The 12561-nt window shown below is 61.3% G+C and carries 8 protein-coding genes; 2 read left to right on the top strand and 6 right to left on the bottom strand.

The features are described 5' to 3' along the window. Positions 1-112 precede the first annotated feature (112 nt). Together PQR54_RS23090 and PQR54_RS23085 are read left to right on the top strand one after the other, a co-directional pair. The gene (locus PQR54_RS23090; RefSeq protein ID WP_408249667.1) at positions 113-1195 is read left to right on the top strand and encodes a glycosyltransferase family 2 protein; all 1083 of its coding nucleotides are present in this window, start codon (positions 113-115) and stop codon (positions 1193-1195) included. Between the two features lie 157 nt (positions 1196-1352). Further along, positions 1353-1574 carry a hypothetical protein gene (locus PQR54_RS23085; RefSeq protein WP_012433250.1) on the top strand — a complete coding sequence of 74 codons (222 nt, stop codon included), beginning with the start codon at positions 1353-1355 and terminating at the stop codon, positions 1572-1574. A 145-nt stretch (positions 1575-1719) separates the two neighbouring features. On the opposite strand, the gene PQR54_RS23080 is transcribed toward PQR54_RS23085, so the two are convergent. The 6 genes from PQR54_RS23080 to PQR54_RS23055 all read right to left on the bottom strand — a co-directional run bounded on the left by PQR54_RS23080 (position 1720) and on the right by PQR54_RS23055 (position 12108). Beyond that, a complete protein-coding gene (locus tag PQR54_RS23080; protein ID WP_408249665.1) occupies positions 1720-3024 on the bottom strand; it encodes an MFS family transporter in 1305 nt (434 codons plus the stop codon). 271 nt (positions 3025-3295) lie between these two features. Next, positions 3296-5026 (bottom strand): SpoVR family protein, encoded by a 1731-nt coding sequence (locus PQR54_RS23075; protein WP_408249663.1) that lies wholly within the window; start codon positions 5024-5026, stop codon positions 3296-3298. Further along, entirely contained in the window at positions 5023-6294 is a 1272-nt protein-coding gene (locus PQR54_RS23070) for a YeaH/YhbH family protein (RefSeq protein ID WP_012433253.1), read from the bottom strand. Before PQR54_RS23070 ends, PQR54_RS23075 begins: the two co-directional genes overlap by 4 nt. Positions 6295-6420: 126 nt before the next feature. Beyond that, on the bottom strand, positions 6421-8343 hold the full coding sequence (locus tag PQR54_RS23065; protein ID WP_132374241.1) for a PrkA family serine protein kinase: 1923 nt from the start codon (positions 8341-8343) through the stop codon (positions 6421-6423). An 829-nt stretch (positions 8344-9172) separates the two neighbouring features. Continuing rightward, positions 9173-9934 carry a 2-keto-4-pentenoate hydratase gene (locus PQR54_RS23060; protein WP_408249660.1) on the bottom strand — a complete coding sequence of 254 codons (762 nt, stop codon included), beginning with the start codon at positions 9932-9934 and terminating at the stop codon, positions 9173-9175. 404 nt (positions 9935-10338) lie between these two features. Continuing rightward, positions 10339-12108 (bottom strand): methyl-accepting chemotaxis protein, encoded by a 1770-nt coding sequence (locus PQR54_RS23055; protein ID WP_408249658.1) that lies wholly within the window; start codon positions 12106-12108, stop codon positions 10339-10341. Between the last annotated feature and the right edge of the window lie 453 nt (positions 12109-12561).

Genomic DNA, 12561 nt, shown 5'->3' with positions numbered 1-12561 from the left:
CTGTTTTTTACCGATTATTTTTTCCGCGTGATGGACTATTTTTCTGCTTGCAGCGACGTGTGCGCCAAGCGGACCAGCTGCCGCCCCTCAACAGATAACAAAGGCGACGCTCATGTCCATCTCCTCGACTCCCCCTCACCGCCCCCACGTGTCCATCTGTCTGCCGACCTGCGATCGCCCTGAGCTGATCGCAACGTGCATCGACTCGTGCCTCGCGCAGAGCTACGACGATCTGGAGATCGTGATCGGCGATGACTCGAAGGACGCGCGCACTGAGCGGTTGATCGCGGCCCGTTACGCGCACGAACCGCGCGTGCGCTATGTGAAGAATCAGCCGCCGCTCGGCCAGGCGCGCAATGTCGCGAGCCTGTTCGAGCGCGCGAGCGGCGACAAGATCCTGCTGATCCACGACGACGACCTGCTCACCACCGACGGCGTGGAAAAACTCGTGTCGCTATGGACGCTCCACCCGCAACTCGATGTGGCATTCGGCGACCAGTACGAAGCCGATCACGGCGGCGCCATCGACTTCGAGGCGAGCGCGAAGCTGAACGCCGCATTTCGGCGTACGAAGGACGCCGAAGGCCTGCAGTCGCAGCCGGGCCGAACCGGTCTGATCCAGATGTTTCCGAATAACGGCTGGATGGCCAACGCCGAACTCGTGAAGCGGATCGGCTACCGGGAAGAGTACGGCGTGTGCTGCGACTTCGTATTCGGCACCGAACTCTGTCTCGCCGCACGCGAGGTGTTCTATCTGCACGACTATGTGTCGGTGTATCGAAAGACGGCGAGCTCGATCTCGCATAGCACGCGCGGCACAGCGGTCGCGCCTACGGTCAGCGCGTATGCGTTCGTCAAGGCGTTGCAGCTGCCGGCGCAACTGGAGCCGTCGCGCAAGCTGGCGTTGCGCCGGCTCGCGCCGATCGTGGTGTCGGTTCACGCCAGAAATAGTCAGGTGCTCGACGGGTTCAAGGTCGCCTTCACGCATCTGTTCGCGTACAACTACGGGTTGAGCACGCGGCTTTACTATCATCTTCTGACGCTTGCGCGTGCCGCGCTGAGCGCGCCTCAGCAGGCCGTCGCGGCGGCCGCGGTTGCGGCGGTGGCGGCCGCGCCCGTCGTGGCCGCGGAGCCGGCCGCCGTGGTGAAGGAACTCGTCTCCGAACTGGTCAGCGATGGTTCGGAACCGGTCTGACGCGCCGCCGCCGGCGCGCAACGCGTGCAAGCCCTCAGCAATAAGCGTGTTTTGTGCTAAGCATCCCATGCTAAGCAAACACGGATTTGTTGCTTGGTCCGTTGTGGCGCACTGATTACGATGAAAGCGCACCTTTACCAGTCCCGAGGTAACTCGCATGTCCGACAGTGCCTGTTTCAAGCCGCGTGTGATCGAACCCGTCGTCGTCAACCAGCCTGAAGGATTGGGCCTCGCCGTGGAGTTATGGCTCGCGCAACCCGTCGACGGAATCGCGGGGCGAGCGCTGCAGATTCATTTACGCAGCGACGCAAAGATGGCGCAAGCCGAGACGCTGCGCGATCTGTTGCATGCGTTGGGCACGGAGATCGTCGTGGCTTGAGCATGCGCCTTGGCCTCGATGCGCTGCGGGTTTGCATCGCGGCTCACGCGAACAAAAAAACACGGCGGCCAGGGTTGCTCCGGACCGCCGTTCTCATGCATCGCCCGAACGTACTTCGCGAGCGAGCGGGCCTCGATTCAAAGCGTCAAGGCTCGAGACGCAAATACCCTTCTTTCGACGGATCGCGCATCCGCAGCGAAACGATGCCGGCAATCGCACATAGCGCGGTCACGTACCAGTAGAACATCGACTCGTTGCCGACCGACTTCAGCCACAGCGCCACATACTCCGCCGAGCCGCCGAAGATCGCATTCGCCACCGCGTACGAAAGCCCCACGCCGAGCGCACGCACTTCCGGCGGGAACATTTCCGCCTTGATCAGGCCGCTGATCGACGTATAGAAACTGACGATCGCCAGCGCCACCACGACCAGACCGAAGGCCGCATACGGGCTCGTCACGTCTTTCAGCGCGTGCAGCAGCGGCACAGTGCCAATGGTCGCGAAGAAGCCGAAGAACAGCATGGAACGACGGCGGCCGATGCGGTCCGACAACGCGCCGAACGCCGGCTGCATCACCATGTAGACGAAGAGCGCCGCGGTCATCACGTTGCTGGCCGTCTTCGCGTGCATGCCGGCCGTGTTGACCAGGTACTTCTGCATGTAGGTGGTGAACGTGTAGAAAATCAGCGAGCCGCCGGCCGTGAAACCGAGCACCGTCATGAACGCGCCTCTGTGCAGCCACAGGCCGCGCAGCGTGCCGGCTTCCTTGCGCTGACGGGTTTCGGCGGTGGTGGTTTCGTCGAGCGATTTACGCAGATACAGCGCGATCAATGCCGCGACCGCGCCGATTGCGAACGGCACGCGCCAGCCCCATGCTTTCAGCTCATCGGTGGAAAGCGTTTGCTGCAGCACCACCAGCACCAGCAGCGCGCACAACTGCCCGCCGATCAGCGTGACGTACTGGAACGACGCGAAGAAACCGCGCCGGCCCTTGAGCGCGACTTCACTCATGTAGGTCGCGCTGGTGCCGTACTCGCCGCCCACCGACAAGCCCTGGAACAGCCGCGCGACCAGCAGCAGCGCCGGCGCCAGCGCGCCGATCTGCGCGTAGGTGGGCAGCACGGCAATCACGAGCGAGCCGCCGCACATCATGAACACCGACACCATCATCGCGGTGCGGCGGCCGTGCTTGTCGGCGAGGCGGCCGAAAAACCAGCCGCCGATCGGACGCATCAGGAAGCCGGCCGCGAACACGCCCGCCGTGTTCAGCAACTGCGTGGTGGTGTTGCCGCTCGGGAAGAACGCCGGCGCGAAGTACAGCGCGCAGAACGAATACACGTAAAAGTCGAACCACTCGACGAGATTGCCCGATGAAGCGCCAACGATCGCGAAGATGCGGCGCCGGGTGTCGTGAGCCGAGGCCACGGTTTGGTCGGTTAGGTCGGTCATGCTGGTCTCTATCCTTGTAATTGAACGGAGGTCACCGTGGTGGCGCCGCCGTCAGATCGCGTGCGCGGGAGTGTTTATCTCGCGCGAGCTAATTTTACAGAATCGCAAGGAAGAGTTGGGGCTTTGTTCGAGCGGTTAGGTGGCGACGTTGTCGCGCAGCGGCGCTCGCGTCTCAATCTGCTGCGCCGCATATAAGAAAAAAGCCAGCTCGAATAGGAGCTGGCTTATGTTTATCGCGCCGAACCTAGCGCATTGCGTTGCAACCCACCGGTCACACTCTCACCGCTGGCGGCACATAACGGCACTCATACCGCTTGCGGACCGTGCCATTCTCATCGACGCTTTCCAGATACACGTCGAACTGCCACAGCCGCGCCATGTGCTTGAGCACTTCTTCGCTATCGCCGGATAGATGCCGGTTGTCGCTCATGAAGTGCCGCAGCGTCAAGCTCCGGTCGCCGCGCGTATTCACCGCCCACACCTGAATATTCGGCTCGCGGTGATGCATGTCGTACTGGCGCGACAACGCCTGACGCACGTACTGATAGCCGCTGTCGTCATGAATCGCCGAGACTTCGAGCGCGTCGCGCATGTCGTCGTCGAGCACCGAGAAAAGGCGCATTTCGCGGATCAGATGCGGCGACAGATACTGCGCGACGAAACTCTCGTCCTTGAAGTTGCGCATCGCGTAGTGCATGGCCGGGAGCCACGGACTGCCCGCCAGTTCCGGGAACCACTTGCGGTCTTCTTCCGTGGGCGTTTCGCAGATGCGGCGAATGTCGCTCATCATCGAAAACCCGAGTGCGTACGGATTGATACCGCTGTAGTACGGCTTGGTGACCGGCGGCTGGTAGACCACGTTGCTGTGCGAATGGAGAAACTCCATCATGAAGCCGTCTTCCAGCTTGCCCTGGTTGTACATGGTGTTGAGCAAGGTGTAGTGCCAGAAGGTCGCCCAACCCTCGTTCATCACCTGGGTCTGCCGTTGCGGATAGAAATACTGGCCGACCTTGCGCACGATGCGGATCACTTCCCGCTCCCACGGCTCCAGCAGCGGCGCGTTTTTCTCCGCGAAATACAACAGGTTTTCCTGCGGCTCCGGCGGATAACGCTCCTCGACCTCCTCCGGCAACGGCGTATGCCGGGTCGGCAAGGTGCGCCACAGTTCGTTCACCTGCGACTGCAGATAGGCCTCGCGTTCACGGCGCGCCGCAAACTCCTTTTGCAGCGACAGCTTCTGCGGACGCTTGTAACGGTCCACGCCATAGTTCATCAACGCGTGGCACGAGTCGAGCAGTTCCTCGACCCGGTCGAGCCCGAAACGCTCCTCGCACTCCGCGATGTAATTTTTCGCGTAAACGAGGTAGTCGATGATCGCGTGCGCATCCGTCCACAGCTTGAACAGATAGTTGCCCTTGAAGAACGAGTTGTGCCCATAGGCCGCATGGGCGATGACGAGCGCCTGCATCGTCATCGTGTTCTCTTCCATCAGATACGCGATGCAGGGGTTCGAATTGATGACGATCTCGTACGCCAGCCCCATCTGCCCGCGACGGTAGCTTTTTTCGGTGGAGAGAAAGTGTTTGCCGAACGACCAGTGACGGTAGTTCACCGGCATACCGACGGACGCGTACGCATCCATCATCTGTTCGGCGCTGATGAGTTCGAGCTGGATCGGATACACGTCGAGTTCATATTGCTCTGCAACACGGGCAATATGCGAGTCGTACTCTTCGATCAATTCGAAGGTCCAGTCGGACGGGCACGGCAGAGGCCGTCTATCGGCTACGTTCATACGGACTTCCCTTTGCCCCTGAGTGGGCGTTCCGGTGTGTCCCCGTGCTGCAGCGGTGTCGACTGCTCCGGCTGCGGCGGTTCCGGTATCGTCCGCCGTTGCCTCGGCATGCCCCGACTGTTGCTGCTGCGGCACGCCTTTCCCGCGCTGCGGCGCGCCGTTCGCTGGCTCGCCGTGCGCTTCGTCGTGCAGGTGCTTGTTCGTCATGAATTCGCCGCCTGCTTTTCGAACAACTCGCGAAACACCGGATAAATGTCAGCCGCGGTCTCGACTTTCTTCATCGCCATGTGCGGCTGGCTCAAGGCCAACTGCGCATATTCAAGCCACAGATTCTGTTCTTCCGGCGTCACCTGAATATACGCAAAATAGCGCACCTTCTCCAGGATGTCATCCGAGAGTATCTTGCGGCACTTCGGCGAGTCGTCGGTCCAGTTGTCGCCGTCGGACGCCTGAGCGCCGTAAATATTCCATTCAGTCGGCGAATAACGCTCGTCCATTACCTTCTGCATCAGCTCCAGCGCGCTCGACACCACCGTGCCGCCGCTTTCCGTCGAATGGAAGAACGTGTCTTCGTCGACCTCTTCGGCGCGCGTGTGGTGGCGAATGAACACCACTTCGATCTTCTCGTAGTTACGCTTGAGGAACAGATACAGCAGGATGAAGAAACGCTTGGCGAGGTCCTTGCGCTGCTCGTCCATGGAACCGGACACATCCATCAGACAGAACATCACGGCCTGGCTGGACGGCGTGGGCTGCTTCACGCGATTCACGTAACGCAGATCGAACGGATCGATGAACGGAATCCGCCAGATGCGGCCGCGCAAATGGTGAATCTCTTCTTCGAGCAGCTTGATCTCTTCGCGACGATCGTCGGGATCAGCCTTCATGACTTCCAGCTGCCGTTCCATCTCGTGCAGCTGGTTCACGAGCGGCGCACCGAGCGCGATGCGGCGGCCGAGCGCGCTGCGCAGCGAACGGACCACGTCGATGTTGTTCGGCGTGCCTTCGGCAGCCCAGCCCGCGCGGATGCTTTTCCACGTCGGCACGGCAAGCAGATGGGTTTTGACGAGTCGCGGCAGTTCGAGATCGTCGAAGAAATACTGCATGAATTCTTCGCGGCTCAGCTCGAACACGAAGTCGTCCTGACCCTCGCCTTCATTGCTGGCCTGATTGCCCCCGCCTCCGCCGCCGCCCCCTTGCGGGCGCTGGATCTTGTCGCCGCGGATGTAGTCGGAATTGCCCGGATGCACCATTTCCCGCTTGCCGCCGGGGCCATGCCGGAACGACGGTTCCGCGATGTCCTTGCGCGGGATGGTGATGCTCTGGGTGTTCTGAATGTCCTTGATGCTGCGGTCGCGCACGGCTTCCGAAACGGCGCGACGAATGTAGTTCTTAACGCGACGCAAAAAACGTTCGCGATTCGCAATGCTTTTGTTCTTGCCTGCTAACCTGCGGTCGATAATTTGATGAAGCACGCCCGGTCTCCCGCTGTAATATCGCGTTTGCGAGACGTAGCTGCCCAAGGCAACGCTATGTCCATGCAGCTTGCGCCTCGCAGGGAGCCCGCGCGGTCGGACCGCGCGGGCGGCACGCAATACGCATCATGACGACTTGCGCACGCGCAGATACCAGTCACACAGCAAGCGCACCTGCTTCGGCGTATAGCCCTTCGTCACCATGCGATTGACGAAGTCTTCGTGCTTGCGTTGTTCCTCCGCCGAGCCCTTGGCGTTGAACGAAATCACCGGCAACAGTTCCTCCGTGTTCGAGAACATCTTCTTTTCGATCACGACGCGCAGCTTCTCGTAGCTGACCCATGCCGGATTCTTCCCGCCATTGGCAGCACGCGCGCGCAGCACGAAGTTCACGATCTCGTTGCGGAAGTCCTTCGGGTTGCTGATGCCCGCCGGTTTCTCGATCTTCTCCAGTTCGGCGTTCAGCGCCGCGCGATCGAAACTCTCGCCGGTGTCGTGGTCGCGGAACTCCTGATCCTGAATCCAGAAGTCAGCGTACGTCACATAGCGATCGAAGATGTTCTGACCGTACTCGGAATACGACTCCAGATAAGCAGTCTGAATTTCCTTGCCGATGAACTCCGCGTAGCGGGAGGCGAGCACGTCTTTAATGAACGACAGATACTTCTGCTCGGTTTCCGGCGGGAACTGCTCGCGTTCGATCTGCTGTTCGAGCACGTACATCAGGTGCACCGGATTGGCCGCGACCTCGGTCGAGTCGAAGTTGAAGACGCGCGACATGATCTTGAACGCGAAGCGGGTCGACACGCCGGTCATCCCTTCATCCACGCCCGCGAAATCGCGGTACTCCTGATACGACTTGGCCTTCGGATCGGTGTCCTTGAGATTCTCGCCGTCGTACACCTGCATCTTAGAAAACAGGCTCGAATTCTCCGGCTCCTGAAGGCGCGTGAGCACCGACATCTGCGCCATCATTTTCAGCGTGCCCGGCGCGCAAACCGCATTCGCCAGCGACGAATTACGCAGCAGCTTCTCGTAGATCTTGACCTCTTCACCGTAGCGCAGGCAGTAAGGCACCTTCACCACGAAGATCCGGTCGAGCAGTGCTTCGTTGTTGCGGTTGTTGCGGAACGCCTTCCATTCGGACTCGTTCGAGTGAGCCAGAATCACGCCGTCGAACGGGATCGCACCGAAGCCTTCGGTGCCCTTGAAGTTGCCTTCCTGGGTGGCGGTAAGCAGCGGGTGCAGGACCTTGATCGGCGCCTTGAACATTTCCACAAATTCGAGCAGGCCCTGATTGGCGAGACACAAGCCACCGGAGTAGCTGTATGCGTCCGCGTCATCTTGTGCGTACTGTTCGAGCTTGCGGATGTCGACCTTACCGACCAGCGACGAAATGTCCTGATTGTTTTCGTCGCCCGGCTCGGTTTTGGCTATACCGATCTGGCGAAGGATCGACGGATAACGGCGCACCACGCGGAACTTGCGGATGTCGCCGTTGAATTCGTGCAGGCGCTTGACCGCCCACGGGCTAAGAATGCTCTTCAGGTAGCGGCGCGGAATACCATATTGTTCTTCGAGAATCGGGCCATCTTCCTCGTAGTCGAACAGACCGAGAGGCGACTCGTTCACGGGCGAGCCCTTGATCGAATAGAACGGCACGCGTTCCATGAGCTGCTTGAGACGTTCCGCGATCGATGATTTACCGCCGCCGACCGGGCCCAACAGATAAAGGATCTGCTTCTTTTCTTCGAGCCCCTGAGCCGAGTGGCGGAAGTAGGCGACCACCTGCTCGATCACCTCTTCCATTCCGTAGAACTCACGGAATGCGGGGTATACCTTGATGACCTTGTTCGCGAAGATGCGCGACATGCGCGGATCGTTACGAGTGTCGATCTGTTCCGGCTCCCCGATCGCCGTCAACATGCGTTCGCCAGCCGTGGCGTACGCGGCGGGATTGTCTTTGCAGAGCGCGAGATACTCCTCGAGCGAGAGCTCATCTTCTCGCGTTTTCTCGAAGCGGGTCGCGAAACTGCTGTAGATATCCATGCTACCTCCTCGCCGAAGTCTAGACCGATGTCGTGCGCGGCGCGCTATTCGGAAACGACATCGCTCGAATTCATCCTAAACCCTTTTAAATTTTTTTTCACGAACTACGTTGCGAAAATCGCGCCGTATTCGCCTCCCAACAATTCCTCACTTGGAAACAAAGTTTCGACCACCTACAATCTTGCGCTCATACCGCTGCGATTGCGGTCACACGTCGCTGCCCTTCTACTGCTGCCCTGCCGCCTCAGCAGCACTCTACTGCAATGCTGCTCGATGCTCATCGAAGTGTCCCGCAACACTCTGCAATACTCTCTTGCACCAGCCGTTACGTTCATCGAACGATCCCACTGCAATATCGGACGGCATGTCTGCACACGCACACTTTGTTGCTAAAAGCGCGGACGTCTACACGCTTTCTGTGTCCGGGTGCTTTTTCCTCAACGCGCGACACGAGCGTTCGGTCTACAGCGACACAGGCCTGTTACATGTTCATGCGCGCTTCATGTGCGTCTCTCGCGCCGTCTCACGCTTAAGCAAAGTCCGTGCAGCTTCATGCGGTTCGTCAACTCATGAACGGTTTTGTTCCGCGTCATTTACATGGCGTGTCATGAATCGCCGTGCGGGAAGTGTGCGCATTAACCGCGTCGTGAGCATGGTTAGCCACGTGTATAACTGGATGACGACCTCGCCATGTATCGCTTCAATAGGTGTATACGGCAGAGCCGCAGTCACAGATGCACGGGAATGTAAAACGGCCACCCTCAGGCAGCCGTTTTGATGAAGCTTCGTAATGTGCTGTTACAAGCGCGTTGTTGCGAGCGCGGCTCTTTCAGGTCAGTTCAATCTCCACTTCCCCAAGGCCGTCGATGTGGCCGCGCACGACGCCCGCCTGGTCCAGCCTGTGTGCGCCGACGTACGAACCGGTGGTGATAGTCCACTCGGGCTCGATCGTAATGCCCATGGCGGCGCAATGGTTGACGAACCACACCAGCAGTTCGCGCGGGTCGCCGGCCGGATTGCCGGTGGCTTCGGGTAGCAGCGAAGCGCCGTCCAGGCTCAGTTCCAGTTCGGGCGACACGAAGTCGAAGCCGCGCGCGAGCCCGGCATAAGCGACCGGGTGCCCCGTGATCAACGCGCCGTTGTTCTGGGCATCGGCGAGCTGCGCGAGCGGCGCGACATTCGGCCACTCGGTGAAGCGGCTGTCGACGATCTCGATCGCCGGCAAGACGACGCCGACCTTCGCGAGCACCTCGTCGCGCGCATAGGCCCGGCCGCGCGGTTCGATGGCCTCGGCGAAACGGAAGGCGATTTCCAGCTCGACCAGCACCCTGAAGAAGCCGTCATGCGCGACGCGCGCCGGCGATCGCAGCACCAGCGAGGTCGGAATCGGCGCGCCCGCGGCAGCGCCGCCCGGCGCTTTGGCGCCGATCTTCCAGGCGCCGGTCGAGTCGCCGAGACCTGCGATGACCGCCTGCTGGATCGCGTATGCGGTGGCCGCATCGGGCGGCAGGCTGTCGGGTGCGGGCGCATCGATCGGGCGATGCTGCCGGCGTGCTTCGACGAGGCGGTTCGCGAGGTCGTATGGCGTCATGTCGGTCCTTTGTGGCTGGCGCATTGAGCGGTTGGTTGTGGCGGCGTGCTGGTGGGGGGGTGGCCATGCGTCGGGCCATGCGTTAGGCCATGCATTGCGGCGGTCGAAGGCGGCGCAAGCACGCGCGCGGACTAAGTGCCAGCGGCGCCTGCCGCACACCATGCCGGGCAGCGTTCACCAGGCACAGTTGCTTCGGTGCGTCCGTCAATGTACCGGATCATGGCGCTCGCCAGGGTGCCGACTGATGCCGCAAACGTTACTTAATGCGCACACCATAAAAAAAGACCGCGAATGCCCGTGCAATCGCGGTCTTTTGAAGCGAGGCGGTGTCTTCTTTCACAGCACCTACCCATCTAATGGGATTGGCTGCGGCGCCGGGAATGAATGTTGCGAACGCCTTGCGCTCAGAACGTTTCCCAATCCTGATCGCTGCCCGCACTAGCGGTCGCTTTAGCCGGCGCGCGTGTCGTTGCGGCAGCGGGCTGCGCCGCCGCGGCCGGTGCTTTCGCTGCAATCGCGGCGTGCGGCGCGGCTTGTGCAGCGCGAGCGTGCGAGACCTTGCGTGCGACCACCGAACGCAGCGGTGTCGACGCGCGCTTGGGCGGCGTACTCACGGGCGCCTTGTAACCGCTTTCCTCGAGTTGGAACACGGCCACCGCGGTACGCAGTTTGCCGGCCTGGTCTTCGAGCGAAGAAGCCGCAGCCGCCGCTTCTTCGACCAGCGCGGCGTTCTGCTGCGTGACTTCGTCCATCTGCGTGACGGCGCGCGCCACCTGATCGATGCCGCTGCTCTGCTCTTCCGAGGCCGCGGCGATTTCGCCCATGATGTCGGTCACGCGCTGCACCGCGCCGATGATCTCGGTCATGGTGCGGCCGGCTTCGTCGACCAGCGCCGAGCCCGACTGCACGCGCTCCACCGACGTATCGATCAGCTCCTTGATTTCCTTCGCCGCCGCCGACGAACGCTGCGCGAGGCTGCGCACTTCACCGGCCACGACCGCGAAGCCGCGCCCTTCCTCACCGGCCCGCGCCGCTTCCACGGCCGCATTCAGGGCGAGGATGTTGGTCTGGAACGCAATCCCTTCAATGATCGAAATGATGTCGGCGATCCTGGCCGAGCTTTGGTTGATGTCGCCCATCGTGCCGACCACCTGGCCGACCACCGCGCTGCCCTTGTTGGCGATCTCCGACGCATTGGCCGCCAGCGAACTCGCCTGGCGGGCGTTGTCGGCGTTCTGCTTGACCGTGCCGGTCAGCTCTTCCATGCTCGACGCGGTTTCCTGCAGCGCCGACGCCTGCTCTTCGGTACGCGAGGACAGGTCGATATTGCCGGCCGCGATCTGGCGCGTAGCCGTCGCAATCGATTCACTGCCGCTGCGCACGGTACGCACCGTTTCGGTGAGGCTGCGCTGCATTTTGGCGATGCCGTCGAGCAACTGCCCCATTTCGTCGCGCGAAGTCACGACGACCGGGCGGCGCAGATCGCCCGCCGCAATCGCGTCGAAATGGCCGAGGGCGGCATCGAGTGGCCGGGCGATCGCGCGGCTCAGCGTCAGGTACGAGATCACCGCCGCCAGCACGCCGATCAGCAAGGCGCTTGTGCTAACCAGGCGGAACACGCCGAAGCTGCTTTGCGCGGAGTCGTAACCCTCTCTCGCCGACGTGAACTGGTACTTGCGCAGCGCATCGTCGGAATTGGCGAGGTCGTTGTAGGCGGCTTGCAGACGCTTGGCGCCATCGACCAGTTTGGGCGGCTCGTTCGCGGCGACGATCGTCGCGAAGGCGTCCATCTGTTGATGCAGCGCCTCACGTTTGGAGACAACGTCTTGCGCGAGGCGGTCTTCATCCGCATCGCGCGCCAGGTCCATGTATTTCTTCCACCACATGTCGGACGTGGCGCGCATGCTGCGCGCGCGCTCGAGCGTCGGCGCCGCTTCCGGCGTGCCGATCATGAACGCCGCGCGATCGAGCGCGAGCCGCTCGCGCGCGGCGAAAAGCTCGGCGTTGCCGATATCGACCGCGCTCGGCATGGCGTTGGTGAACGTGTCCTTATAGGCGTCATTCGAACGGCTCATGCCGAACAGACCGAATACGCCGATGGCGACGAGCAGCGCGGCGAGAAAAGCCATCGTGAGGCCAATCCGCGCCTTGATCGTAATGCCCTTGTTCAACATGCTTGTTCCTGTGCTTAACAAAATGAGAGCTGCGTCCGCAGCGCGGTTTGGCGTGTGGCGTCTGCGTCGTGGCGCGTTTTTGATGGCGCGCTCTAATAGTTCTGTTTACGGCATGGGGACCGCGTACTTGAAGGATTTATATGGTAGGAAGAAAGGCGCTGTAAGCAATGGAATAAATTGCAAGAGGCTGACAGAGTGCCAGTCGGCAGGCCGTTGATGTTGAACGGGAGCGGCGGTGGCTTAGGGTCGGCTGTGAGAGATGCCACGCCGTTGCGGCGGCTGGCAATGTGCTGGCGGCGTCTTGTCGCAGGTGCTGGATTCCGCGCGACCCGCGCGACGATAGCGAGCGCCGCAAGGTTCAATCCGAGCGACTCGCTTTCCTCGTGCGACAAGCGCCAGCGCCGGAGTGCTGCTCAGTGCCAGGACATGCGCACTATTTCAGCACAGCAGCAA

This window comes from Paraburkholderia phytofirmans, from assembly GCF_046028095.1.
In the GTDB taxonomy this organism is placed as follows: Bacteria; Pseudomonadota; Gammaproteobacteria; order Burkholderiales; family Burkholderiaceae; genus Paraburkholderia; species Paraburkholderia phytofirmans_A.
Note: the sequence above shows the minus strand (reverse complement) of the source record. Positions and strands in the feature narration are given on the sequence as shown.